The organism is Bradyrhizobium sp. USDA 4501 (assembly GCF_054062115.1).
Genome location: NZ_JBSSEX010000001.1, coordinates 6,159,847 through 6,185,579, shown reverse-complemented (window position 1 = coordinate 6,185,579; position 25,733 = coordinate 6,159,847). Strand labels below are relative to the sequence as shown.

The 25,733-nt window shown below is 64.8% G+C and carries 25 protein-coding genes; 14 read left to right on the top strand and 11 right to left on the bottom strand.

Translation table 11 applies throughout. The features are described from left to right. The first annotated feature begins 111 nt into the window (after positions 1-111). Positions 112-723 carry a TetR/AcrR family transcriptional regulator gene (locus ACVWZM_RS28450; RefSeq protein WP_057016914.1) on the top strand — a complete coding sequence of 204 codons (612 nt, stop codon included), beginning with the start codon at positions 112-114 and terminating at the stop codon, positions 721-723. A 3-nt stretch (positions 724-726) separates the two neighbouring features. On the opposite strand, the gene ACVWZM_RS28445 is transcribed toward ACVWZM_RS28450, so the two are convergent. Next, entirely contained in the window at positions 727-1,677 is a 951-nt protein-coding gene (locus ACVWZM_RS28445; protein ID WP_253625539.1) for a fatty acid desaturase, read from the bottom strand. 14 nt (positions 1,678-1,691) lie between these two features. Further along, positions 1,692-2,723 carry an alpha/beta fold hydrolase gene (locus tag ACVWZM_RS28440; RefSeq protein WP_456856788.1) on the bottom strand — a complete coding sequence of 344 codons (1,032 nt, stop codon included), beginning with the start codon at positions 2,721-2,723 and terminating at the stop codon, positions 1,692-1,694. Between the two features lie 214 nt (positions 2,724-2,937). Here ACVWZM_RS28440 and ACVWZM_RS28435 point away from each other — a divergent pair, with 214 nt between their 5' ends. From ACVWZM_RS28435 to ACVWZM_RS28405, 7 genes are all read left to right on the top strand, one after another. Then, positions 2,938-4,275 carry an MFS transporter gene (locus ACVWZM_RS28435; RefSeq protein WP_456855403.1) on the top strand — a complete coding sequence of 446 codons (1,338 nt, stop codon included), beginning with the start codon at positions 2,938-2,940 and terminating at the stop codon, positions 4,273-4,275. 174 nt (positions 4,276-4,449) lie between these two features. Continuing rightward, on the top strand, positions 4,450-5,355 hold the full coding sequence (locus ACVWZM_RS28430) for a LysR substrate-binding domain-containing protein (RefSeq protein ID WP_141340767.1): 906 nt from the start codon (positions 4,450-4,452) through the stop codon (positions 5,353-5,355). Between the two features lie 126 nt (positions 5,356-5,481). Beyond that, positions 5,482-6,423, top strand: a complete 942-nt coding sequence (kdgD, locus tag ACVWZM_RS28425; RefSeq protein ID WP_253625538.1) for a 5-dehydro-4-deoxyglucarate dehydratase — start codon at positions 5,482-5,484, stop codon at positions 6,421-6,423. A 44-nt stretch (positions 6,424-6,467) separates the two neighbouring features. Then, positions 6,468-7,823 carry a glucarate dehydratase gene (gene gudD, locus ACVWZM_RS28420; protein ID WP_253625537.1) on the top strand — a complete coding sequence of 452 codons (1,356 nt, stop codon included), beginning with the start codon at positions 6,468-6,470 and terminating at the stop codon, positions 7,821-7,823. Positions 7,824-7,840: 17 nt separating this feature from the next. Further along, positions 7,841-9,289: an aldehyde dehydrogenase family protein gene (locus tag ACVWZM_RS28415; RefSeq protein ID WP_456855402.1), complete on the top strand. Its 1,449-nt coding sequence runs from the start codon at positions 7,841-7,843 to the stop codon at positions 9,287-9,289. 85 nt (positions 9,290-9,374) lie between these two features. Beyond that, the gene (garD, locus tag ACVWZM_RS28410) at positions 9,375-10,916 is read left to right on the top strand and encodes a galactarate dehydratase (protein WP_456855401.1); all 1,542 of its coding nucleotides are present in this window, start codon (positions 9,375-9,377) and stop codon (positions 10,914-10,916) included. Positions 10,917-11,009: 93 nt separating this feature from the next. Next, positions 11,010-11,177, top strand: a complete 168-nt coding sequence (locus ACVWZM_RS28405; protein WP_168857280.1) for a hypothetical protein — start codon at positions 11,010-11,012, stop codon at positions 11,175-11,177. A 27-nt stretch (positions 11,178-11,204) separates the two neighbouring features. Here ACVWZM_RS28405 and ACVWZM_RS28400 read toward each other — a convergent pair whose 3' ends face one another. Continuing rightward, a complete protein-coding gene (locus ACVWZM_RS28400) occupies positions 11,205-12,710 on the bottom strand; it encodes a CYTH and CHAD domain-containing protein (protein WP_456855400.1) in 1,506 nt (501 codons plus the stop codon). A 92-nt stretch (positions 12,711-12,802) separates the two neighbouring features. Further along, positions 12,803-13,060, bottom strand: coding sequence for a hypothetical protein (locus ACVWZM_RS28395; protein ID WP_057016905.1), 258 nt, complete (start codon positions 13,058-13,060; stop codon positions 12,803-12,805). A 218-nt stretch (positions 13,061-13,278) separates the two neighbouring features. Here ACVWZM_RS28395 and ACVWZM_RS28390 point away from each other — a divergent pair, with 218 nt between their 5' ends. Then, positions 13,279-13,455 carry a hypothetical protein gene (locus tag ACVWZM_RS28390; RefSeq protein WP_168857282.1) on the top strand — a complete coding sequence of 59 codons (177 nt, stop codon included), beginning with the start codon at positions 13,279-13,281 and terminating at the stop codon, positions 13,453-13,455. A gap of 49 nt (positions 13,456-13,504) precedes the next feature. Here ACVWZM_RS28390 and ACVWZM_RS28385 read toward each other — a convergent pair whose 3' ends face one another. The 6 genes from ACVWZM_RS28385 to leuC are packed head-to-tail and all read right to left on the bottom strand — an operon-like array spanning position 13,505 to position 19,452. Further along, entirely contained in the window at positions 13,505-14,377 is an 873-nt protein-coding gene (locus ACVWZM_RS28385; protein ID WP_456855399.1) for an ABC transporter permease, read from the bottom strand. Next, positions 14,374-15,207 carry an ABC transporter ATP-binding protein gene (locus ACVWZM_RS28380; RefSeq protein WP_456855398.1) on the bottom strand — a complete coding sequence of 278 codons (834 nt, stop codon included), beginning with the start codon at positions 15,205-15,207 and terminating at the stop codon, positions 14,374-14,376. The genes ACVWZM_RS28385 and ACVWZM_RS28380 overlap by 4 nt, the downstream gene beginning before the upstream one ends. Next, positions 15,204-16,265 carry an ABC transporter substrate-binding protein gene (locus ACVWZM_RS28375; RefSeq protein ID WP_456855397.1) on the bottom strand — a complete coding sequence of 354 codons (1,062 nt, stop codon included), beginning with the start codon at positions 16,263-16,265 and terminating at the stop codon, positions 15,204-15,206. The genes ACVWZM_RS28380 and ACVWZM_RS28375 overlap by 4 nt, the downstream gene beginning before the upstream one ends. Continuing rightward, entirely contained in the window at positions 16,265-17,398 is a 1,134-nt protein-coding gene (leuB, locus tag ACVWZM_RS28370; protein ID WP_141340766.1) for a 3-isopropylmalate dehydrogenase, read from the bottom strand. The genes ACVWZM_RS28375 and leuB overlap by 1 nt, the downstream gene beginning before the upstream one ends. Continuing rightward, the gene (gene leuD, locus ACVWZM_RS28365) at positions 17,395-18,045 is read right to left on the bottom strand and encodes a 3-isopropylmalate dehydratase small subunit (RefSeq protein WP_141340738.1); all 651 of its coding nucleotides are present in this window, start codon (positions 18,043-18,045) and stop codon (positions 17,395-17,397) included. The genes leuB and leuD overlap by 4 nt, the downstream gene beginning before the upstream one ends. Positions 18,046-18,048: 3 nt before the next feature. Beyond that, the gene (gene leuC, locus ACVWZM_RS28360; RefSeq protein ID WP_456855396.1) at positions 18,049-19,452 is read right to left on the bottom strand and encodes a 3-isopropylmalate dehydratase large subunit; all 1,404 of its coding nucleotides are present in this window, start codon (positions 19,450-19,452) and stop codon (positions 18,049-18,051) included. A 145-nt stretch (positions 19,453-19,597) separates the two neighbouring features. Between leuC and ACVWZM_RS28355 the strand changes: the two genes are divergently transcribed. Both ACVWZM_RS28355 and ACVWZM_RS28350 read left to right on the top strand, forming a co-directional pair. Then, entirely contained in the window at positions 19,598-20,386 is a 789-nt protein-coding gene (locus ACVWZM_RS28355; RefSeq protein ID WP_456855395.1) for an IclR family transcriptional regulator, read from the top strand. 199 nt (positions 20,387-20,585) lie between these two features. Continuing rightward, complete coding sequence (locus tag ACVWZM_RS28350; RefSeq protein WP_057015126.1) at positions 20,586-21,749, top strand: IS4 family transposase; 1,164 nt, start codon at positions 20,586-20,588, stop codon at positions 21,747-21,749. A 174-nt stretch (positions 21,750-21,923) separates the two neighbouring features. Here the strand turns inward: ACVWZM_RS28350 and ald are convergent, their stop codons facing one another. Next, entirely contained in the window at positions 21,924-23,039 is a 1,116-nt protein-coding gene (ald, locus tag ACVWZM_RS28345; RefSeq protein WP_456855394.1) for an alanine dehydrogenase, read from the bottom strand. A gap of 126 nt (positions 23,040-23,165) precedes the next feature. Between ald and ACVWZM_RS28340 the strand changes: the two genes are divergently transcribed. The 3 genes from ACVWZM_RS28340 (at position 23,166) to ACVWZM_RS28330 (ending at position 25,598) form a co-directional block, all read left to right on the top strand. Then, entirely contained in the window at positions 23,166-23,654 is a 489-nt protein-coding gene (locus tag ACVWZM_RS28340) for an Lrp/AsnC family transcriptional regulator (RefSeq protein WP_028333294.1), read from the top strand. 209 nt (positions 23,655-23,863) lie between these two features. Next, positions 23,864-24,802, top strand: coding sequence for a hypothetical protein (locus ACVWZM_RS28335; protein ID WP_456856787.1), 939 nt, complete (start codon positions 23,864-23,866; stop codon positions 24,800-24,802). An 85-nt stretch (positions 24,803-24,887) separates the two neighbouring features. Beyond that, the gene (locus tag ACVWZM_RS28330) at positions 24,888-25,598 is read left to right on the top strand and encodes a type 1 glutamine amidotransferase (protein ID WP_456855393.1); all 711 of its coding nucleotides are present in this window, start codon (positions 24,888-24,890) and stop codon (positions 25,596-25,598) included. Positions 25,599-25,733 lie beyond the last annotated feature (135 nt).

The following is a 25,733-nucleotide window of genomic DNA, read 5'->3' as shown; positions in this document are numbered from 1 at the left end:
CCTGCGCGTTGTACACTATCAGCGACGGCGACGATCTGAAACCGAGCGCGATTTCATGCTATGCCCGCATGCAGCGCAATGATTGAAAGACGCAGGACGCGAAGTCCGGCCATGGCCAGCGGCAAGACGCAGACAGAGGAAGCGGCAACGGGGCGGCGCGGGCGGCCGCGTTCCGCCGCGACCACGGCCGCGATCCTGGAAGGCGCCTATCAACTGATGGCGACGACCGGCCTCGCCGCGACCACCATCGACGCGATCGCCAGGCATTCCAACGTCTCGAAGATGACGATCTACAAATGGTGGCCGTCGCGCGAAGCCTTGCTGATCGATGCCTTCCTCGACCAGGCCTCGCGGGCCGTGCCGCTGCCCGAAACCGGCAGTCCGGTGGCCCGCATCCGCCGCCACGTTGCAACCTATGTCGAGGCGTTGCAGGGCGAGTTCGGCCGCGTGCAGCTTGCCGTGATCTCGGAATGCATCTCGAAGACCAGCACGGCAGAACTGTTCTACGAGCGTTACCTCGGCCTGCGCCGCAGCAAGATGCTGGAGATCATCGCCGCCGGCCAGAAGGACGGCAGCATCGGCGCACCGGGCGTACCCGGCGATATTTATGACGCAATCTACGGCAGCCTGTTCTACCGCTACGTCTTCGGCATCAAGCCGCTGACGCCGGCCTACGCCCGCAATCTCGTCAATCTGGTGCTGCGGCCGCGCACGGACGCTTGACTATCAAGCAGAGCGTTGGCGCTGACGGCGGAACCAGACCCAGGTCTCGCGCGTGACGGCCCGGTAACTGCTGCCGCGATACACGATGTGGCCATCGACGATAGCGTTCAGCTTCGGCAGCGCATGGAACGGCACCGTGGGATAGGCGTGGTGCTCGACATGGTAAGGCATGTTCCAGGCGAACCATTTCATGATCCTGCTGGTCATCGTTGTGCGCGTGTTCTCGAACGCGCTCCGCGTCCGCTCGCAGCCGGTGTGCTCGGCATAGAGATAGGGGCGCAGGATGAGCTGACCGGCCAGGAGCGGCACGATCCACACCCACAGCAGGATCGCACTGTGCAGCGCGAACGAGGCCGCGAGCAACAGCAGATAGCCCGCGAGATAGAGCCGCGCCTCCAGCACGATCGAGGCGCGCTTGTGCTCCGGAATCCACGGCACGACCACCTTTCCGGTGAGTGCATGCCAAAACATCAGGCGGATGCGAACCAACACCTGCAGCAGTCCCGAATAGGCGATCGCCAGCTGGGTGTCCGACGCGGGCTTGGGGCCGACGATCAGCTCCGGGTCTTTCTCCGGATCCTGCGTGTAGCGATGATGGTCCCAGTGGAACAGGCAGTAATACTGGTAGGGCAGTCCGATCATGAAGGCGGACAGATTGCCTACGACAAGATTGAGCGCTGGACTGCGGAACGCCGTCTTGTGCGCGGTCTCATGCACCACCATGAACAGGAATGCGACGAAGTAGCCCTGCACGGCAATCAGCGGCAGCGCCCATGGCAGACCGTAGCGCGATGAGACCAGGGAGATCAGCGCGCCGACGATGACGATCATCCCGTAATGGCTTGCCGCGCGCACCGCGCCGGCAAGGTTCGACTTGGTCGACAAATCGCGCAAGGTCAGCGGGCTGAGCGGCTTCAGGCGGGGTCCGGCGTCACTGGTCTCTGCGGTGCTCATGGTCGTCTCACCTGTCAGCGTTGCAGCAGCGCCGAGATTTCGGCGTTGATGAAGGCGCGGTCTTCGGCGTTGTTGGTGGGATTGCCGGCCCGGTGCCCGTGGATCGACGGAATCGCATGCAGCGCGGCCGAGCGCGCGTTGACCAGGCGGCCGAGTTCAGCCTCGTTGTCGCGCGGGTCGAAATAGCGATCGGTACGCCCTGGCATCAGCAGGACATGCGCCTTGATCGCGGCCAGCGCCCGGTCGAAGTCGCCGCCGAATTGATCGCAACGGCTGATATCGCCGGCCTGCCAGATCGCGATCTGCGCCATCAGATCATTCGCATCGCGCCGCGCGAAGGCACCGTCCCAGGATCCCGCGAGGTAGTCTTCCAGCGAGTTGAAGCCGGCCGCGCGCCAGACTTCCTCGCGATAGAACTCATGCGACATCGCCCAGCCGGCGTAGACGCGCCCCATCGCACGAAGGCCCGCCGCGGGCTTGCTGACGAAGCGGCCGTCCCGGTAGGCCGGGTCGGCGGTCAGCGCGGCCTTCACACCTTCGAGGAACAAACGATTATACGGCGAGCACCGCGCGCTGCCGCAGACCACGGCCGCGCGCTCGACCATGTCGGGATACCGCGCGGCCCAGTGATAGGCCTGCATGCCGCCCATCGACCAACCATAGACCAGCGCGAGCCTGGTCACGCCGAACCGCTCGACCAGCAGCCGCCGCTGGATCGCGACCGCGTCATGATAGGTGAAGGCAGGAAACGGCGCGCCGCCGAGCACCTCGACCGAATTCGACGGCGAGGAAGACAGGCCATTGCCGAACAGATTCGCGATGACGATGAAGTAGCGCTCGGGATCGAGCGCGCCGCCCGGCTGTACCAGCCATTCGATGTCGGTGTGCTGTGCGGCGAACGACGTCGGATAGAGGATGACGTTGTCCCGCGCCGCATTCAGCGTGCCATAGGTCTTGTAGGCGAGCCTCAGTTGCGGAAACACGGCACCGCCCTGCAGCGTCACATCGCCTGCCTCGAACACCTCATAGTCGCGCGGCGTGGTCATCAGCATTCGACCTCGAGCAGCCGGGCGCAACGCTGCGCCCTTAATAACTGTACTATTGGTACACTAAATGCGAAACCCTGGCAATAGCGGCGAAGGTGGAATGACACCGGGCCGATCCATTCAAAATCGGTATGGATCAATACCCGTTTCGGCTTGGACCCATTGTCGTCATCTCTCTAGGACAGACCCTGAGGAAATTTTCGAGGAGGCGCTAATGAGCGCAATTGTGTCCGCCGCAGACACGCGGCGATCCCGCGTCCGGCTCTTGATCGTGACGATGTTGTTTCTCGTCACCACCGTGAACTATGCCGATCGCGCCACGCTCTCGATCGCCGGCCCCGCCCTTTCCAAGGAACTGCATCTCGATCCCGTCGCGATGGGCTACGTGTTCTCGGCGTTCGGCTGGTCCTATGTGGTCGCCCAGGTGCCGTGCGGCTGGCTGCTCGACCGCTTCGGCTCCAAATGGGTCTATGCGCTCAGCATCATCGTCTGGTCGATCTTCACCGCGATGCAGGGCCTGGTCGGATTCCTGTCCGCGGGCGCGGCCGTGGTCCTGTTGTTCGCCCTGCGCTTCCTGGTCGGCATCGCCGAGGCGCCGTCATTCCCGGCCAATGCCCGCATCGTCGCCTCCTGGTTCCCCGGCAATGAACGCGGTACCGCCTCGGCCTTCTTCAATTCGGGGCAGTATTTCGCCACCGTGATCTTCGCGCCGCTGATGGGCTGGATCGCCCATGAGTATGGCTGGCGCCATGTGTTCTACGTGATGGGTGCGCTCGGCATCGTCATGGGCATTGCCTGGATCAAGACCATCTACGAGCCGAAGGAGCACCCCGCGATCAACGAGGCCGAGTTCGACTACATCAAGCAGGGCGGCGCGCTGGTCGACATGGACGCGGCGAAGGCCGGCAAGACCCAGGACAGCGGCCCCAGCTGGGACCACATCCGCCAATTGCTCGCCAACCGCATGATGCTCGGCGTCTATATTGGCCAATACTGCATCAACACCCTGACCTATTTCTTCCTGACCTGGTTCCCGGTCTATCTGGTGAAGGAGCGCGGGATCTCGATCCTGCAGGCCGGCTTCGTCGCGACCTTGCCGGCGCTGTGCGGCTTCATCGGCGGCGTGCTCGGCGGCGTGATCTCGGACTATATCCTGTGCCGCACCGGCTCGCTGACCATAGCGCGCAAGATCCCGATCGTCGGCGGCATGCTGCTGTCGATGTCGATCATCGCCTGCAACTATGTCGACGGCCAGGCACTGGTGGTCGGCTTCATGGCGCTCGCCTTCTTCGGCAAGGGCATCGGCGCGCTCGGCTGGGCGGTCGTCTCCGACACCTCGCCGAAGGAAGCCGGCGGCGTCTCCGGCGGCTTGTTCAACACCTTCGGTAACCTGTCCTCGATCACGACGCCGATCGTCATCGGCTACATTCTGGCCGCCACCGGCTCGTTCAACGGCGCGCTGGTGTTCGTCGGTGCCAACGCGCTGGTCGCGGCGATCGCCTATCTGTTCATCGTCGGCGAGATCAAGCGGGTGCAGCTGAAGGCTGCGTGAACGCGCTTCACCTCTCCCCGCCCTTCTGCGGGGAGAGGGAGCAGAAAACCAAACAGCGGCTTCGGCCGCCGTCTTTGTCTGCTTTTTTGTCTGCTTGTTTGTCTTCTTGGCCAGTGGGAGGCATCGATGCTAGAACGTACAAATCCCCGCGCGATCAATTCCGGGCTTGCATCGATGTTCGACCTGAGCCAGCTCCGCTGCTTTGTCACGGTGGCCGAAGAATTGCACTTCGGCCGCGCCGCGACGCGGCTCAACATGACGCAGCCGCCGCTGAGCCGGCAGATCCAGGTGCTCGAGCACATCATCGACGCGCCGCTGCTGGAACGCACCAGCCGCTCGGTGCGGCTGACGCCGGCGGGACGCAGCTTCCTGCCCGAGGCGCGGCGCATCCTCAAGCTCGCGGAATCCGCCTCGCAGGTCGCCCGCCGCATCGCGCTCGGCAAGACCGGCTCGCTCAAGATCGGCTTCACCGCGGCGGCCGCCTACGGCTTCCTGCCCGACCTGATCGCGGCCTGCCGCTCACGGCTGCCGGAGGTCGATTTTTCGCTGAAGGAGATGGTCTCCGGCGATCAGTTCGAGGCGCTCACCACCGGGCAGATCGATGCCGGCCTGCTGCGTCCGCCGATCGCGCGGCCGGAATTCGCCAGCCGGCGCGTCGTGGCCGAGCCGCTGCTCGCCGCGATCCCGAAGAAGCATCCGCTGGCCGCGGCCGAGACCGTGAGCATTAAGGATTTCGACGACCAGCCCTTCGTGATGTATTCGCCCTACGAGGCGCGCTACTTCCACGATCTCTTGGTGTCGATGTTCACGCGCGCCGACGTGCTGCCGCGCTATGTGCAGCATCTCAGCCAGATCCATTCGATCCTCGCTATGGTGCGCGCCGGGCTTGGCGTAGCGATCGTGCCGGAAGCGGCCGCCAGCCTGAAGATCGCGGACGTCAAGTTGAAGCCGCTGAAGCTGCGATCGCCCGTGCCGGTCGAGCTGTTCATGGTATGGCGGCGCGATCACGAGAACCAGTTGCTGCCGTCGCTGATCGAGATCGCGACCGAAATCGCAGCGCCGCATCTGCGCGGCGATTGATGCAGAGTTAGCATCGCTCGATACCGCGTTTGGCTTGGACGCGCATCGAACCATTCCCTAGAAATTCCGCCATGGACGCGCGCTGCTCGCGCATCCCGTTCCCAGAAACATTCAAGGAGTGGCGCCATGAGCAAGATGACCCCTCAGGAGATGGCCGCTAGAATCGGTGGCGGCCTCCTGTCCTTCCCCGTGACCCCGTTCAACGCGGACTATTCGTTCGACGAGGCGACCTATCGCGCCAACATGGACTGGCTGTGCGGCTATGACGTCGCCGGCCTGTTCGCCGCCGGCGGCACCGGCGAGTTCTTCTCGCTGACGCCGAGTGAAGTTCCCCACGTCGTGAAGATCGCGGTCGACGAGACCAAGGGCCGCGTTCCCGTGCTGGCCGGCACCGGCTACGGCACCGCGATCGCGCGCGAGATCGCGGTTGGCGCCGAGAAGGCCGGCGCCGACGGCCTGCTGCTGCTGCCGCCCTATCTCACGCATGCCGAGCAGGACGGCCTCGCTGCCCATGTCGAGGCGGTGTGCGCATCGGTTAAGATCGGCGTCATCGTCTACAACCGCGACAATGCGATCCTGCAGCCTGATACGCTGGCGCGCCTCTGCGAGCGCTGCCCGAACCTCGTCGGCTACAAGGACGGCATCGGCGATATCGAGCTGATGACCCGTGTCTACACCCGGCTCGGCGACCGCCTGACTTATATCGGCGGCCTGCCGACCGCGGAGACCTTTGCCCTGCCCTATCTCGACATGGGCGTGACCACCTATTCGTCGGCGGTGTTCAACTTCGTGCCCGAATTCGCCACCAAATTCTACGCCGCGGTGCGCCGGCGCGATCATCAGACCATCCATGCAGGCCTGAAGGATTTCATCCTGCCGCTGATCGCGATACGCAACCGCAAGAAGGGTTATGCGGTGTCGATTATCAAGGCCGGCATGAAGGTGATCGGCCGCTACTCCGGCCCGGTGCGGCCGCCGCTGACCGATCTTACCGAGCAGGAGATCGCCGAGCTCGCGGCGCTGGTCGCCAAGCTGCCGCAGGCCGCCGCGCAGCAGGCGGCGGAATAAGCCGAACGGCCAGGAAAACAGCAAAGGACGAAGGGGAGGAGCAGATGATCCAGGACACGATCCGCACCGGCTTTGCCGGGGCACCCGTTGTCACGGCGATGGAGGTGATCCCGGTCGCCGGCCGCGACGGCATGCTCCTCAATCTGAGCGGCGCGCATGCGCCGTTCTTCACCCGCAACCTCGTTATCCTCACCGACAACTCCGGCCACACCGGCGTCGGCGAGGTGCCGGGCGGCGAGAAGATCAAGAAGACGCTCGAGGACGCAAGCGACCTCGTCGTCGGCCAGACCATCGGCGCCTGCAACAACATCCTGGCCTCGATGCGCCAGGCCTTCGCCGATCGCGACGCCGGCGGCCGCGGCAAGCAGACGTTTGACCTCCGCGTCACCATCCATGCTGTGACCGCGGTCGAATCCGCGCTGCTCGATCTGCTCGGCCAGCATCTCAATCTCCCGGTCGCAGCGCTGCTCGGCGAAGGCCAGCAGCGCGCCAGCGTCGAGACGCTCGGCTATCTCTTCTTTGTCGGCGATCGCAGGAAGACCAACCTGCCTTACGTCGAGGGCGAGACCGGCAAGCCCGACTGGTTCGATCTGCGCCATCAGGTGGCAATGACGCCGGAGGCGATCGTGCGGCTCGCCGAGGCGACGCAGGCGCATTACGGCTTTGCCGATTTCAAGCTCAAGGGCGGCGTGCTCACGGGCGAAGAGGAGATCGAGGCCGTCACCGCAATTGCAAAACGCTTTCCGAAGGCGCGTGTCACGCTCGACCCGAACGGCGCATGGTCGCTCGACGAGGCGATCCGGCTGTGCAGCAACATGCATGGCGTGCTCGCCTATGCTGAGGATCCATGCGGGGCCGAGGCCGGCTTCTCCGGCCGCGAGATCATGGCCGAGTTCCGCCGCGCCACCGGGCTGCCGACCGCGACCAACATGATCGCGACCGATTGGCGCCAGCTCTCGCACGCGCTGCGGCTTGGCGCGGTCGACATTCCACTCGCCGACCCGCATTTCTGGACCATGCAGGGCTCGGTGCGGGTGGCGCAGACCTGCCACGACAACGGCCTGACCTGGGGCTCGCACTCCAACAACCATTTCGACATATCGCTGGCGATGTTCACCCATGTCGGCGCCGCCGCGCCCGGCAAGGTGACCGCGATCGACACCCACTGGATCTGGCAGGACGGCCAGGCGTTGACGCGCCAGCCGCTGCAGATCAAGGGCGGCAAGATCGCTATCCCGGATCGGCCGGGCCTCGGCATCGAGCTCGATCGCGGTGCCATCGAGGCCGCGAACGCGCTATACAAGCAGCATGGTCTCGGCGCCCGCGACGACGCGCTGGCCATGCAGTTCCTGATCCAGGGGTGGACCTTCGACGACAAGCGTCCCTGCCTCGTGCGCTAACAAGAAAGGTTGGAAACATGACCGCTCACCAGAAGAACTTCATCGCCGGCGAATGGGTCGACGGAACAGGCATCACGCGGGACATCAACCCCTCCAACACGACCGATGTCGTCGGCGAATACGCCAAGGCCGACAAGGCGCAGACCGAAAAGGCGATCGCCGCCGCGAAGGGCGCATTCCCGACCTGGGCGCGCTCGACGCCGCAGGAACGCTTCGACGCGCTGACCAGGATCTCGGTCGAAATCCTCGCCCGCAAGGAAGAGCTCGGCCGCCTGCTCGCCCGCGAGGAGGGCAAGACGCTACCGGAAGGCATCGGCGAGGTGGCGCGCGCCGGACAAATCTTCGCATTCTTCGCCGGCGAAGCGCTGCGGCTGCTGGGCGAGAAAGGCGCATCGGTGCGCCCCGGCCTCGACGTTGAGATCACCCGCGAGCCCGTCGGCGTCGTCGGCATGATCACGCCGTGGAATTTCCCGATCGCAATCCCGGCGTGGAAGATCGCGCCGGCGCTTTGCTACGGCAACACGGTGGTGTTCAAGCCGGCCGAGCTGGTGCCGGGCTCCGCCCATGCACTGTCCGAGATCATCGCGCGTTCCGGCATTCCGGCGGGGGTCTTCAACCTCGTGGTCGGCTCGGGCTCGGTGGTCGGCCAGACTCTGCTCGATCATCCCGATGTCGCCGCGATCTCCTTCACCGGCTCGGTGCAGACCGGCCGCAAGATCGCGCAGGCCTGCGTGCTCTCCAACCCCATGAAGAAGTTCCAGCTCGAGATGGGCGGCAAGAACCCGCTGGTCGTGCTCGACGACGCCGACGTGAAGGTCGCGGTCGAGGTCGCGGTCAACGGGGCCTATTTCTCGACCGGCCAGCGCTGCACGGCGTCCTCGCGCCTGATCGTCACCGCGGGAATTCACGACCGCTTCGTCGCCGCGATGACCGAGCGCATGAAGGGACTTTCGGTGGACGACGCGCTGAAGAGCGGCGTGCATGTCGGCCCGGTCGTCGACCAGAGCCAGCTCGACCAGGATCTGCGCTACATCAAGATCGGGCAGGACGAAGGCGCCCGCCTGCACTGGGGCGGCGAATTGTTGAACCGCGAGACGCCCGGCTTCTATCTGCAGCCGGCGCTGTTCACCGAGGCGACCAACCAGATGCGGATCGCCCGCGAGGAGATCTTTGGTCCGGTCGCCTGCGTGATCCGCGCCAAGGATTATGAAGAGGCGCTGGCGATCTCCAACGACACCGAGTTCGGCCTTGCCTCGGGCATCTGCACGTCAAGCCTGAAATACGCCTCGCACTACAAGCGCAACAGCGAGGCCGGCATGGTCATGGTCAACCTGCCGACCGCCGGCGTCGACTATCACGTCCCGTTCGGCGGCCGCAAAGGCTCGAGCTACGGCGCACGCGAACAGGGTGCCTATGCCCGCGAGTTCTACACCACGGTGAAGACGGCTTACACGTTCCCGGGCTGAAGCAGTTGAAACGAGTTGCAGCCGCGCAAGCGCTGCCCCCTCTCCCGCAAGCGGGAGAGGTGAAGAGTCAGGAGAAGCCAGCCACATGGACCAGTCGATCGGCGCGCAGGAGCAGCCCCGCTACATCAAGCTCAACGAGCGCGACAATGTCGCGATCGTCGTGAATGATTTCGGCTTGCCGGCCGGCTCCCGCTTCGCCTCGGGCCTGACGCTGCGCGCTTTCGTGCCGCAAGGTCACAAGACCGCACTGGAAGACATCGCCGAGGGCGCCCCGATCATCCGCTATGGCGAAGTGATCGGCACGGCGCTGTCGCCGATCCTGGCCGGTGAGTGGGTCGACGAGGCACGCATCCGCATGCCCGAGGCGCCACCGCTCGATCAGCTCGAGATCGCGACCGCGGTGCCGCCGGTGCTGCCGCCGCTCGAAGGCTTCACCTTCGAGGGCTATCGCAATCCCGACGGCTCGGTCGGCACCAAGAACATCCTCGGCATCTCCTCCTCCGTGCAATGCGTCAAGGGCACGATGGAATATGCCGTGAAGCGCATCCGCGCCGAGCTCTTGCCGAAATATCCCAATGTCGACGACGTCGTGCCGTTGACGCACGCCTATGGCTGCGGCGTCGCGATCACCGCACCCGACGCCGTGGTGCCGATCCGCACCCTGCAGAATCTCGCGCTCAATCCGAATTTCGGCGGCGAGATCCTCGTCGTCGGACTCGGCTGCGAGAAGCTCGCGCCGGAACGGCTGGTGCCGGAAGGCGTCGGCGATGCCATCGTGCGGATGCAGGACGAAGCCTTTGACGGCTTCGGCGCCATCGTCGACGCCATCATGACCCAGGCCGAGGCCAGGCTGACGGTGCTCAACGCCCGCAAGCGCGAGACCTGCCCGGCCGCCGATCTCGTGATCGGCCTGCAATGCGGCGGCAGCGACGCGTTCTCCGGCGTCACCGCGAACCCCGCGGTGGGCTTTGCCGCCGACCTGCTGGTGCGCGCCGGCGCGACCGTGATGTTTTCGGAAGTCACCGAGGTGCGCGACGCGATCCAGCTTCTAACCCGCCGCGCCGTCAACGAGGATGTCGGCCGCGCGCTGATCCGCGAGATGGAATGGTATGACGCCTATCTCGCCCGCGGCGGCGCCGACCGCAGCGCCAACACCACGCCGGGCAACAAGAAGGGCGGCCTTGCCAACATCGTCGAAAAGTCGCTCGGCTCGATCGTCAAGTCCGGCTCCGGCCCGATCGCGGGCGTACTGTCGCCGGGCGAGAAGGCGCGGCAGAAGGGCATGCTGTTTGCGGCGACGCCGGCGAGCGACTTCATCTGCGGCACGCTGCAGCTCGCCTCCGGCATGACCTTGCAGGTGTTCACCACCGGCCGCGGCACGCCGTATGGCCTGGCCGCCGCGCCTGTCATCAAGGTCGCGACCCGCAGCGAGCTGGCACGGCGCTGGAAGGACCTGATCGATTTCGACGCCGGCTGCATCGCCACCGGCGAGAAGACCATCGAGGAAACCGGCTGGGACCTGTTCCGCCTGATCCTCGACGTCGCGAGCGGGCGCACCAAGCCATGGTCGGACCGCTGGGGCATCCACAACGATCTGACGCTGTTCAACCCGGCGCCGGTGACCTGAGCAACCGTGCCTCCTTAACCACCCGTTAGCCACGTCCTGATCGGCCGGGGAACGTCGCAATTCGATTCAAATTGTCCGGGCATGGAGGCACACATGACCCGGACCATCAATGATCTCAGAGATCAGGCCGACCGCGCCGAGCGGCTGGCACGCACCGGCATGGACTCGTTGACGGCCGAGCGCCTGCGTGCCTACGCAGAGGAATGTCGCATCGAAGCGGCCGAGCGGGAGAGGCAGTCGGGAGCATCACCAGCAGCATAGATGTCCGGGTTCGCCACCACACGCTCGTCAAAATTTCTGGAGTCCTCGCACTTCCTTGGCAGCGACCTTGATCAGCGGCTTGACCGCCTGTTCCTCTCGGCCAAGCACAACGCCCGAGGCGAAGGCGCTGGCGCGATCCTTCCGATGCGGGGACTTCAGCGTCGCATCGACCGCCAGCTTGCGGTGCGCGACAAAATCGTTGAGCGAGCCAAGCGCATCCTGGACCCGCTTCAGGTGCCTGGACAGCCGCGCGAGTTGCTTGCGCTCACCCTTGCGCGGAAACAGGCTTTCGAAGAAGTCGATCGCGTATCTGAGCTTCTTGGCCCTGATGCGCAGCTTGTGCCGCTCCTCGGCCGACAGCCCGTCGAGACGCCGGCCATCCTTGCGCAGCTTCCTGATGCGGCGATGCAGCAGCGCGGCGGCGAAGTCCTCGATCGGACCGCCTTCGTCCTCCGCGGCAACGGTCTGCTTTGCCTCGATCCATTGCAACGTATCGATCAGCATGGAGCGATAGCGCTGCGAATTGACCGCGTGCCTCGCGCCGGCAAATGCGCGATCACGGCGGCCGGAAAATTCCTGCCGGATCGCTTTTCCGCCGCGCCGCAGCAGCGCGTCATGCGATGCTGGCTCGATATCTTCCTTGACGAACACGTCAAGCTCGCGCGCCGGGGCGAGCGCATTGGTGAGCCACTTCAGCTGCGTCTTGATGTCTTCCGTCGGGGCCACGGTCAGGATCTTCGAGAACAGCGAGATCGCGGCGCGCAGCCGCCGCAACCCAACCCGCATTTGGTGAATGCCTTCCGCCTCGCCCTCGCGGACGGCCTCGGCATTCGACGAGAAGTGACGAAGCGCGGCGCGCGCGATCACCCGGAACGCCGCGCCGGCGGTAAGTCCGGCGTCGAGCACGATGCTCCCGGCGGAGACGACGACATGCTCCTCGCCATCGGCAAGTTCATAGCCGTGTTCGGCTTTCGAGCGCAGATCGAGCTCCGCCGCCGCCTTCCGCTCCAGCGCCCTTGCGACCCGGAACAGGTCGAGCGGGCGGCCGCTCTTGAGTTCGAGTTCGACCTCGTCGATTCGGCGCGAACGGTGCCCGGCCGTGGTGTAGCCGCGATCGATCGCGAGTTCGATCTCGCTGCGTTTGGTCCGCAGCGGCACGGTGATACGCCGCACTGACGTCTCGAATACCGGTTTCAGCTTGCGACGCAGCCTGCCAGACGTGAGCCCTTCAAGCGGCGTACCTTTGGCCTTGTCGAGGTTGAGGTTTCCGTCCGCTAGGTCAGTCTCCCATTCGCCCCGTTCAAACTGCGGACCCGCTCCCGACTTGATAGTCTGAACATAGTTGCCGCCATCCCGCCGCACGCGCAACGTCAGTCCGTGCCGCTTGAGCTTGTGCTTCGCGGTGTCGAAATAGGTCGAGACGAGATCGCTCTCGGATGGTGCACCGCTCTTGCTGCCGGCGACCAGCGGTTTCTTCAGTCCCTTGAGCTTGCGCGCGGGAACGTGGAATTTGAGCTCCGTCTCGGCCGCCATCGTCGCTCCATGCCTGGGGCACCAAGCAAACGTCCGCCGTGACGAGGTCAGCGACGGACGTTCATGCTCACACAAGATCGCCTGAGTTGGCGTCAATCGTCGTCGTTATGGATGACGGTCTTGCTGCGATTGCCGAATTCGTCCCGCTTCTTGATGACCGTGGTCCGGTCATGGCGCGGCTCACGCTCCCTGATCACCGTGGTGCGATCACGATCGCGATCGCGATATTCGGGTGCCCGACCAACCGTTACGCCTGCGCCGACGGGACCTGCGCGGACACCGATATCATCGGCGAACACAGGCGATGCGATCGCGGTCACCATGGCCGCGGTTAGCAGATACGTCCTCATGCCGTCTCTCCTCCTCCAGTTGCGACGTGAAGGAGGAACGTCGAGTGCGACGCACCGTTCCTGTATCGACCGTGCTGCAATTGCTCACGCTCAGTTGCGAAATATCGCACCGGGAACTCGCTGAACAGGCATTCATCTGTGTGGCGAAATACCCATGTTCCGCGCGTTGAATAGCCTGAATTGATGTCCCACGTCCTTAACTAATAGGAGGACGTTCCATGAAACAGTCACAGCACTTCCGCGACAATGCGGAGAACTGCGCGCAACTTGCCGAGCGTGCCGACGACGGGCCGACCTACAATCGCTTCAAGCGAATGGAAGCGGCTTGGCGCGCGCTGGCAAAGGAACAGGACTGGCTCGACGGCGAGACCTCGCCATCGGAAAATGCAGCCTAGATCCGGGCCGGCCGTGGCGGCAAATGCGACGTCGCCACGGCCCCGCGGCCTATTCGGCGCTGCGTTGCCGCTGCCAGCGCAATAGATAGGCCTGCAGCCGCCAGATGATCGCCGACAGCACCACACCGACCAGCATCAGCACCACGACAGCAACCATCATGCCCGAGGCCTCGCCGCGCGCCTCCGATTCGATGATGAGGCGACCGATGCCGCGCTCGGCGCCGATGAACTCGCCGACGATCACGCCGATCAGCGCGAAGGAGATCGCAGGCGTCAGCGAAGCGAACACCCAGGCCATGGTCGAGGGGATCACCACCGTCCGGGTGATCTGCCATTCGCTGGCGCCGAGCAGCCGCGCGGCGTTGGTGAAGCCTTCGTCGATCGAGCGCGCGCCCTCGAAAGTGTTGAAGAACACCAGGAACACGACGACGATCCACGACGTCACGATCTTCGACATGTCGCCGATCCCGAATGCCAGCACGATGATCGGCGCCAGCGCGATCCGCGGGATCGAATTCACCGCGGTGATGAAGGGCTGAAAGATCGCGCTCAGGCGGTCGGATCGTCCCAGGATCAGCCCCGCGATGAAGCCGCTGACCACGCCGGTGACGAAGCCGAAGAAAGTGTTCTTCAGGGTGATGGCGGTCGCGGCCCAGAGGTTGTTCTCGTTGCGCGCCAGGCACTTTCCGAAGTCGCCGTTGAACCAGCTGTTGAAGGCGCCGAGCTTCGAGGTCAGGCAGCTCTGGATCAGGAAGTTGTCGAAGATCATCGACGGCTTCGAGATGAAGTAGGGATCGAGCAGGTCGGGCACCAGCCAGGGCAGTTTGGTGCGGAGGTCGTAGCCCCATTGCCAGACCGACAGCACGACTGCGCAGATCAGGACCTGCCAGCCGACCGTGCCGAGCGTGCCGTACCTCTTCATGTGCTGCGGCCCCTGACGAATTCCTCGCCCAGCGAATGCCAGATGTGCTGGAACAGCTCGGCATAATGCGGGGTTTCGCGCACCTTCACCGCATCGCGCGGGCGGTCGAAATCGACCTCGAACATGTCCTTGATCCGGCCCGGCCGCGCCGAGAACAGGATGATGCGGTCGGCCAATGTCAACGCCTCGCCGAGATCGTGGGTCACGAACAGCACGGTCTGCTGCTCGCGCTCCCAGATCCGGAGCAGCACCTCGTGCATGTCGATCTTGGTGTGGGTGTCGAGCGCGCCGAACGGCTCGTCCATCAGGAGAATCTGCGGCTCGACGATCAGCGTCCGCATCAGCGCCGCGCGCTGGCGCATGCCGCCCGACAGCGCCGACGGATAGGCGTTCTCGAATCCCTTCAGGCCGGCTTGCGCGACGCATTCGGTGATGCGCTCCTTCCGTTCGTGAGCCGGCACGCCTGATAGCTCCAGCCCGTAGCCGATATTGTCGCCGACGGTCCGCCACGGAAACAGCGTGTCGCGCTGGAACACGTAGCCGACGTTGGGCGTCGCCTTGCCGGCGACGACGCGCTTGCCGTCGATCAGGATCTCGCCGCCGGTCGGGCGGATCAGCGAGGCGATCATGTTGAGCACGGTGCTCTTGCCGGAGCCCGACGGCCCGAGCAGCGCGACGAACTCGCCGCGGCGGACGTCGAAGGTCACGTCGCGCACGGCCTCGATCGTGGTTTTGGCGAGCTGGAACGACTTGCTCAGGCCCTTGACCTCGACGCGGCGATCGGCCGAGGCGCGCGGCGATACGGTTGCGCTTGTCTCGAGCGCGCTCAACCCGGATAGGCCTTTCGCGCCGCTTCGGTCAGGTTGGAATTGACCACGTCGGCGATCTTGAGCGGCTTGATGCCGGTCATCTCGCGGAACCAGACCTTCTCGCCGCGAGCGAAGCTCGCGGCGTCGATCGAGCCCTCATAGTCCGCGACCTTCTGGATCGACGTAATCTCCAGCAGATTGGCCTCTCGCGAGGTGCTGCCGACATAGGGCTCGATGGCGTCGTAGACCTCGGTCGGCTTGTGGGTCTTGATCCACTGCGAGGCCCGCCACAGCGCGGTGACGTAGGCCTGCATCTTGGCCGGGTCCTTGTCGATGGTGGCTTGCAGCGTGAAATGCGCCGTGACCGGCACCTTGCCGCCGATATGCTTGTTCCAGATCGCCTCGTCGGTGCCATCGAACAGCAATTCGCCCCAGCCCTGCTGCTGTGCCTCGTTCAACAGCGACAGCGAGCTGACGAGGATATCGACCTGCTTCGACTTCAGCGATCCCAGCATGGTGTCGACATTGCCGGTGCCGATCCAGGTCACCTTGTCGTCAAGCCCCATGGTTTCCATATAGTAGGACGACCAGACATGGTTGGTGCCGCCGAGCGAGGAGACCGAGACGATCGGCTTGCGGCCATCGGGCCGCTTCCATTGCGTGAACGCCTCCAGCGAGTTGATGCCCTGGTCCTTCAGGTCCTTGCGGATAATGAACATCACCGAGTTCGATCGCGTGTCGACCGGCAACAGCACGCGCGCGGCGCGGCCGTGATTGGTCAGCTGCATCGGATGGGTGACGTCGCCGATGCCGATATCGCCCTGCGACGAGGCTATGATCTCGCGGGTCTTCACGCCGCTGCCGCCCTGCACCAGCTTGCAGTCGAGCCCGGCCTCCTTGAAGTAGCCTATACGGTCGGCGACGAACTGCGTCTGATAGACTGGCACCGCGACCGGATAGATCGCGCGGCCCGCGGCCGCCTGCGCCCACGCACGCCCGGTCGCCAGCGCGGCGCCGCCGGCGGCGATGACCGTCAGCGCCGATCGCCTTGAAATGTGGGGCATGGTGAGGCGCGCCATCACGCGTGCTCCTTGGCCGAGATCCTGTCGAGTGCGCCGAGCACCGCATCGCCCATCTGGACAGTCGACAGCTTTTTCGCCCCGGCCTCGGCGATATCGGCCGTGCGGGCGCCGGAGGCCAGCGCGGCCTGCACCGCCTTCTCGAGCAGGTCGGCGTCCTCCGGCCGGTTCAGCGTCAGGCGCAGCAGCATCGCGACACTCAGGATCGAACCGAGCGGATTGGCGATGCCCTTGCCCGCGATGTCGGGCGCGCTGCCATGCACCGGCTCATAGAGCGCCTTGCGCCGGCCGAAGCGATCGACCGGGCCGAGCGAGGCCGACGGCAGCATGCCGAGCGAGCCCGAAGCCATCGCCGCGCAGTCCGACAGGATGTCGCCGAAGATGTTGCCGGTCACCATCACGTCGAACTGCCGCGGCTCGCGCACGATCTGCATCGCGGCGTTGTCGACATAGAGATGGGTCAGCTCGACATCGGAGAACTCCTCCTTGTGCAGCTTGATCACCTCCTCGCGCCAGACCACACTGGTCTCCAGCACATTGGCCTTGTCGACCGAGCAGACCTTGTTGCGCCGGGTCCGCGCCAGCTCGAAGGCCGAGCGCGCCACGCGGCGGATCTGGTTCGTGGTGTATTGCTCGGTGTTGAAGCCGCGGCGCTGGCCGTCGTGCAGCGTCTCGATGCCGCGCGGCTCGCCGAAATAGATGCCGCTGGTCAATTCGCGGATGATGACGAAATCGACGCCGTCGAGCACCTCGGCCTTGAGTGGCGCGGAGGCCGACAGGGCCGGGCTCGCCACGATCGGCCGCAGATTGGCATAGAGATCGTATTTGCTGCGCAGGCCGAGCAGACTGCCGGCCTTGCGTGCCGCGGCCGGCACTTCGGTGGTCTCCGGCCCGCCGGTCGCACCCCACAGGATCGCATCGGCCTCGTCCATCGCCTCGGCGGTGTCCTCGGGCAGCACCTTGCCGGTCGCCAGATACGGGATCAGGCCGTATTGCGCCTCGCGCAGCGTCATCGGAACGCCGCGCTTCGCCGCGAACCAGTCGAGCACGCGGCGCGACTGCGCGGTGACCTCGGGGCCGATGCCCTCGCCGCCGACGACGGCGACCTTGACCATATTGGATTGCGTGCTCATGCCGGTGTCCTTGAAGCGGGTGTCGTTGTCGAATGAATCCATGGCCGCGCCGCGCGGTCGGAGGCCTGGAAGGCGCGGATCTCGTCGTCGCGCTGCAGCGTCAGCGCCACCTCGTCGAGCCCCTTCAATAGCCCCTCGCGCCGCCGCGGATCGATCTCGAACGAATGCCGCGCGCCCGACGGCGAGACGACGGTCTGGGCCTCGAGGTCGATCGAGACCTTGCCCGCGCCCTGCGTCGCCTCGATGTCGGCGGCAAGCTGATCGACCACCGCCTTGTCGACGATGACGGGCAGGATTCCGTTCTGGAAGCAGTTGGCGAAGAAGATGTCGCCGAAGCCGGAGCCGATGATGGCGCGGATGCCGCGCTCCTGCAGCGACCACACCGCGCCCTCGCGCGAGGAGCCGCAGCCGAAATTCGGCCCGGTCACCAAAATCTCCGCCTCGCGGTACGGTTCGCGGTTCAGGATGAACTCCGGATTCTCCGAGCCGTCGGGCAGATAGCGCAGCGAGCCGAACGCCCATTTACCGAGCGTGCCGCGGATCGAATTGCCCACCAGCCGCTCGATGCGGATGATGACGTCGGTATCGATATTGCCGCGCATGATCGGCGCGGCGGTTGCGGTGAGCTTGTCGAACGGCTTTGGCATGCTCTAGCGTCCCATCATCCTGACATCGGCGATCGCGCCGGCAATCGCGGATGCCGCGGCGCTCGCGGGGCTCGCCAGATGCGTCCGCGCGCGCGGCCCCTGCCGGCCGACGAAATTGCGGTTCGAGGTCGAGACCGAGCGCTGCCCGGGCGCCACCACCTCGCCATTAGCGGCAAGGCACATCGAGCAGCCCGGCTCGCGCCACTCGAAGCCGGCGTCGATAAAGATCTTGTCGAGCCCTTCGGCGACCGCCTCGCGCTTGACGTTCTCGGAACCCGGCACCACCCAGGCGCGGACCCCGGCCGCGACCTTGCGGCCGCGCGCGACCTCGGCCGCGGCGCGCAGATCGCTGAGCCGGCTGTTGGTGCAGGAGCCGATGAACACCCAATCGACCGGCGTGCCCGCGATCGGCGCGCCGCCCTGCAGGCCCATATACTCGAGCGCCGTCTCGATCGCGGCGCGCCGCAAGGGATCGTCCACCGCCTTCGGATCGGGAATCACGCCATCGACGCCGACGACGTGCTCGGGGCTGATGCCCCAGGTCACCTGCGGGATGATCTTCTCGACATCGATCACGACCTCGCGGTCGAACACCGCGTCGGGATCGCTCGGCAGTTCGCGCCACGCTTTCACCGCACGATCCCACATCGCGCCTTGCGGCGCATAGGGACGGCCGCGCAGGAATTCGAAGGTCTTCTCGTCCGGCGCCACCATTCCCATCTTGGCACCGAGCTCGATCGAGAGGTTGCAGATCGTGAGCCGGCCCTCGATCGGCAGCGCGCGGATCGCACTGCCGGCATATTCGACCGCATAGCCGGTGCCGCCGGCGGCGCCGATATGGCCGATCAGCGCCAGGATCATGTCCTTGGCGGTGACGCCGAGCGGCAGCTTGCCCTCGAAGCGCGCGCGCATCGTCTTCGGGCGGCGCTGGATCAGCGCCTGCGTCGCCAGCACATGGGTGAGCTCGCTCGATCCGATGCCGAAGGCGAGCGCCCCCAAGCCGCCATGGGTGCAGGTGTGGCTGTCGCCGCAGACGATGGTCGCCCCCGGCAGGCTCAAGCCGAGCTCCGGACCGATGACGTGGACGATGCCCTGGCCGGGCTGGTCGACGTCGAACAGCGTGATGCCGCTCGCCGAGGTCTCGACCCGCAGCGCAGCCAGCAATTCCAGTCCGATCTTGCTGGTTCCGGCGCGGCCGGGCGCCGTGGACAGCGCATGATCCGGCGTTGCGAAGGTCAGTTCGGGATTGTGGACCTTGAGGCCCCGGCTCTTGAGATCGAGCAGGCCGCGCGAGCCGCCGAGATCGTGCAGCAGATGGCGGTCGATATGAAGGAGGTCTGTGTCTTCGCTGAGGCGAGCAATGACATGCTGGTCCCAGATCTTCTCGAGCAAACTTCGGCCGGGCATCCGCCTTCCCCTGCTCTGTGCGTTTCCATGCGGCTTGATCTTATTGACGCCAATCTGGGCCAAAGTTGTCGTCAAGTGAAGCAGTTTTGCCCTAACATCACATATGTGATGGAGGTGCGGTACTTGACCCGCCGAGGAGCCAGCCATGCCGAATCCGAATAAGACGGCGGTCGTCAAATCGGCCATGCGGACATTTGCAGTTCTGGAGTTCTTTCGGAAAACAAAGCGGGCTGCTTCCGTGACTGAAATATCGTCCGCGCTGGAGATGCCCCAGTCGAGCACGTCAGTGTTGCTTCGATGTCTCGTTGAATTGAACTACCTGGAATACGAGCGAAAGACCCGGCTCTTCATCCCGAGCTACCGGGTCAATTTGCTGGGTGACTGGATCCGTCGTTCCCCGTTCCGTGATACCAAGCTCACCGATCTGATGGAGGAACTCTGGACCGCGACGGGCGGCGAAACCGTCATGCTCGGACAACAGGCCGGCGCCGCCGGGATGCAATATCTGCACGTTGTCCCCGGCGGCTCTCAGCTTCAGTACACGGCACAAGCCGGTCAAATACGACCGATGGTGCGGACCGCGCTCGGACATGTGCTGCTGAGCCAAATGCCGAACACCAAAATTCGCGGCATTATCCGGCGCAACAATGCCGAGGAGCCGAGTCAGTCGGCGCGCGTTCGCGAATCCGCCTTTCTCGAAGAGGTCGAGCGCATTCGCCGCCGCGGCTTTTCCGAGACAGGCGGCCGCACGACGCCAGGCGCAAACACAATAGGCATGCTCGTTCCCCTGCCAAAGCGACGCGCTCCGCTGGCTATCGGCATCGGCGGCCCCATCGAACGTATCGCGGCAAAGCGCGCGCACATCATTGAAGTCATGCAGAGCCGGCTGAAACAACTGGCAGATGAAGCCGGGCCAAGATTCGTTGAGAAATGACCTCTTGGGACGCATAACGCGTCGTGCGGATGACGGAGCCGTAGCCCGGATGAAGCGAAGCATTCGGACTAAATATCTGTCTTCTCCTTCCCCCTGAAAGCAGGGGTGTCCGGGGAATGATTCACTGTGTCGCGGTGCATGCTCGGCAGGACCGAGGCAAATCGGTCTTTTCTGGTTGTCGAGACACAGAGGGCCGAGCATGCGATATCGCGGTAGCATTTTTGGAAGGCTGCTTGAACCGATCAATCGACGGCAGTTTCAGACGGTTGTGGATCGTCTGGACGGGGATGCCTACGACAAGTCGTTCAGGAGCTGGGATCATCTGGTGGCGCTGATCTATGCCCAGCTTAGCGGCAACAGCAGTCTGCGCGGGGTGGTGACTGGCTTCAACGCCAATTCGCAGCATCACTATCACTTGGGAACCGGCAAGCTGTCGCGCTCGACGTTGTCCGATGCCAATGCCCGCCGTCCGATCGGCATTTTCGCGCAAACCTTTGCGGCGCTGTCGGCGATGGCGCGTCGCCAGCTGCGGAGTGAAGGCATGGAGATGGTGCGTCTGATCGACGCCAGTCCGATCCCGCTCGGCAAGGTCTGCAGTTGGGCGACGTGGAACGGCCGCATTCGCGGCATGAAGCTGCATGTCGTCTACGACCCAAGGAGCGATGTCCCGACCTGCGTCGAGATGACGGCCGCGAACGTCAATGACATCGAGATCGGCCGACAGACCCCAATCCAGCCCGCCACCACCTATGTGTTTGACAAGGGCTATTGCCGTTTCGACTGGTGGCAGAAGATCAATGATAGCAAGGCTTTCTTCGTTACCCGGGCGAAGACGAGCATCCGTCTTCGCTCGCTCAGGCATCGCGCCATCCGCAAGCGTAACGGGGATGGCTTCGAAATCCTTGCCGATGACGAGGTGAAGCTCACCAGCAAGGGCGATTCGCGCCTTCCAATCCCGCTCCGCCGCATCAAGATCAGACGCGAGAAAGGCGGCAAGATCACACTCCTGACCAACGACCTTGCCCGTAGCGCCGTCGAGATCGCCGCCCTCTACAAGAGCCGATGGCAAATCGAGCTGCTGTTCCGCTGGATCAAGCAGCATCTCGATATTCGCAAGTTCCTCGGCGCCAACGACAACGCGATCCGCCTTCAGGTGCTCGCTGCGATGATTGCCTACCTGCTGCTGCGCATCGCCGCTCACACCAACTGCATCAAAATGCTCCCGCTCAGGTTCGCCGAACTCGTCGGCCAGCTCCTGCTCACGCGTCGATCCCTCGCTGCCATCGACAAACCTCCGCCCATCAACCCCAGCCGTCGGAAATCAACCATCTCACCTGACCAGATGGAGCTCCGCTATGCCTGAATTTCCCCGGACACCCCTGCCCTGAAAGGGGGAAGGTCGGGATGGGGGTCAGCCGCAGGCGACGCTCTATGTGGAGAGAGTTGATCCCCACCCGCTTTGCTCTGGCGAGCAAAGCGACCTCCCCTTTTCACGGGGAGCTTGAGACCCGCGCTGCAGTTAGATCTTTCGAATTTCCTACGACGCCAGCGCTTCTTCCGGCATCACGGCCGACAGATGCTGACTTTCGGCCACGGCGCGGTTGGTGATGCGGCCGCGATGCACGTTGAGGCCGGCGCGCAGATGCGGATCCTCGACCAGCGCGCGCAGCCCCTTCGATGCCAGCGCCAGCCCGAACGGCAAGGTGGCATGATTGAGCGCGTGGCTCGAGGTGACCGGCACCGCGCCAGGCATATTGGCGACGCAATAATGCACGATGTCATCAACGAGGTAAGTCGGCGCCTGATGCGTGGTCGGCTTCGAGGTCTCGAAGCAGCCGCCCTGGTCGATCGCGACGTCGACCAGCACCGCGCGGCGTTTCATGCCTGCAAGCTGCGCGCGCGACACCAGCTTTGGCGCGCTGGCGCCCGGCACCAGCACCGCGCCGATCACAACATCAGCCGCGAAGACTTCTTGCTCGATCGCTTCCAGCGTGGCGTAACGGGTGCGGACGCGGCCGAGGAAGAGGTCGTCGAGCGCGCGCAGCCGCAGCAATGAGCGGTCGAGAATGGTGACTTCGCTGCCAAGGCCTGCCGCCATCCGCGCCGCATGGGTGCCGACCACGCCGCCGCCGATGATCGCAACCCGCGCCGGCGGAACGCCGGGCACGCCACCGAGCAGCTTGCCCATGCCGTCGGCGGATTTGCGCAGCGCGGCGCCCGCGGCCTCGATCGCGAGCCGCCCGGCGACTTCGCTCATCGGCGCGAGCAGCGGCAGTCCGCCATGTGCGTCGGTCACCGTCTCATAGGCCACCGCCGTGCAGCCGGAGGCGATCAGACCCGCGGTCTGCGGCAAATCGGGCGCGAGATGCAGATAGGTGAAGAGGATCTGTCCCTCGCGCAGCCTGATCCATTCGGACGGCTGCGGCTCCTTCACTTTCACGATCATCTCGGCGACGGAAAACACCTCTTCGGCGGTATCGGCGATCCGCGCGCCGGCCTGCGTGTAGACGTCGTCGCCGGCACCGATGCCGTCACCGGCGCCGCGCTGGACCACGACCTCGTGGCCGTGCGCCACATATTCCCGCACCGAGTCAGGCGTCAGCCCGACCCGATATTCCTCGACCTTGATTTCCTTGGGCACGCCGATGCGCATGGTCCGCTCCTTGAAGGATTCGTTTCCGCCGTCGTCAAGGCTATGCCCCGTCACACGGCGTTTCTCGGCGATTTCCGGCTTGCTCACAGCAAAATACGCCCATATCCTTCGCATTCCGCTCAGCTCTTGAAGGAAATCTGCGTGGACGGTCTCGATCGTATCGACCTCAGGATCCTCGCCGAGCTGGTCAGCGATGCCCGCGCCAGCCAGATCGAGCTTGCCGAGAAGGTCGGGTTGTCGCCGACCGCCTGCGCGCGGCGGATCCGCCATCTCGAGGAGATCGGCGTGATCCGCGGCTATCGCGTCGACCTCGAACCATCGGCGCTGGGCTTGGTGACGACCGTCGTCGTCACCATCACGCTGGAGAAGCAGAGCGAGGATTATCTCGCAGCCTTCGAAGCTGCGATCGCGCGCTGTCCCGACGTCGTGTCCTGCCATCTGATGTCGGGCAGCGACGATTATCATCTGCAGGTGATCGCCCGCGACATCGCCGACTTCGAGCGCATCCACAAGCAGCATCTGTCGCGGATGCCGGGAGTCGCCCGCATCCATTCCAGCTTCGCGATGCGCGAGGTGGTTCGTCGCACCATTCCCGAGACGGCGCTGCGCGGCTGACGGTCACGCGCCATCGCGCACTGTCACAATCGCGCACTGTCACAATCGGGCACTGTCATAATCGGGCACTGTCATAATCGGGCACTGTCATAATCGGATCTGCCCGGCTCGCTCCCACACGCAATTTTTAGTTCGTGATTCGCCGGCTTCTATGACAGAATTGCTACAGTTCAATATCAATTCGGTTACACGTGGAGCGGTGAATGAGCATGGAGTGGCGGGCACGGCCGGTTTCGCTGGCTTGGTCAAATCCAGTGGTCCGGTGGTGGGGCTTCTTGAGCCTCGTCAGCGCCGCCAATATCGCGATCTGGTTCGCGCTCTACCGCCAGTTCAATGAACAAGCCAATGGCAGCTTCAGCAACACCTCGGGCATCGGCCTGATGATGCTGCTGTGCGCGGCCTATGTGTTCGGCTGTGCCTTCCGCTCGGTCCTGCCGCGCGCCGACGTGCAGCGCATCTGCCTGTTCGACACCTGGCTGTCGAGCGTCGTGGTCGGCCGCACCGTCGCCACCGTCGCCGAGGTTTGCTTCGCCGCGCAATGGGCGATCATCCTGCATCAGCTCGGCACCATGACCGGCGCCGAGACCACCGTGAACATCGCCTGGATCATCGTGCCGCTGATCGTGATCGCGGAATGCTTCTCCTGGTATGCGGTGCTGACCACCCATTATCTCTGCAACGCGATCGAGAACTCGATCTGGGCGGTGGTGTTCTTCCTGGTCGGGATCGCGCTGTGCCGGCTGCTGCCGGAGTTTCATGGCCCGGTGCGCTGGGCCTTCATCGTCGCGATCCTCGGCATCGCCGCCTTCCTCGCCTTCCTGATGACCGTCGACGTCCCGATGTATCTGAATCGCTGGCGCGCCAACCTCGCCGCCGGCGGCACGCTGCTGCATCCGCTGGAAGGCTTGCGCGACGTCAGCCGGCGCTGGGTCGTGACCCACGACATCGCCGAGTGGCGCGAGGAGATCGCTTGGATGTCGCTGTATTTCAGCATGGCGGTCTGGTCGAGCCTCGCGCTCTGCGTCGGCTACTCGCTCGAGGATCAGCTGCCGCGCTACCGCACCGAGCCCGTGATCGTCGCAACGACGACGGCGCCGACAGCGCAGCACACCGCCACGATCGACGCGGCGGCACCGTCGCGGAATTGATCGGCGACCGCCGCGCGCGGCTTGTCGCCGCCAGTGCTTTCGGAGTAAAGGCTGAGGCATCCCCGCTCATCTGTCAGCGCGTTCCATGCCCCGCATCACCATCATCGAAACCGGGCTCGTCAGTCCGCAATTCCGCGAGCGCCACGGCAGCTATCCGCAGATGTTTCAGCGGATGGTAGCCACCGCCGATTCCTCTGTTACCTGCGACGTCGTCAGCCTCGCCAATGGCGAGACGCTGCCGGATCCGGTCGCATTGGATGCGATCCTGATCACGGGATCGGCCGCCGGCGTCTACGACGACGTCGCGTGGATCGCGCCGCTCGAAGCCTTCGTGTGCACGGCCCATGACAAGCGCATTCCAACCGTCGGCGTCTGCTTCGGCCATCAGCTGATCGCGCAGGCGCTCGGCGGCACGGTGCGCAAATCCGAGAAAGCCTGGGGCATCGGGCGCCATATCTATCGGATCGCGCCGGACAACGGGCTGATCGACGGCGAGACGATCGCCGTCGCCTGCTCGCATCAGGACCAAGTGGTCGACCCGCCCGCCTCAGCGCGCACCATCCTGTCGTCCGGGTTCATGCCGCACGCCGCCCTGCTCTACGCCAACGGCACGACGCTGTCGGTGCAGCCGCATCCGGAATTCACCGCCGACTATGCCGACGCGCTGTGCGATCTGCATCGCGGCCGCGCGCCGGATGCCCTGATCGAAGCCGCCAAGACCTCGCTCACCGAACCGCTCGACCACGCCACGCTTGGCGGCGTGGTCACGCGCTTCCTCGTGCGCCGTAGCAACTAGACATCGTGTTCGCTTGGCGGCCGCAACGGAACTGCGCTCCCTCGCCCCGTTCTTACGGGGAGAGGGTTGGGGTGAGGGCTGTCACCACGTCAACGGAGCCAGAAAAATTCGCGGAGGTTCCCCCTCACCCGCATC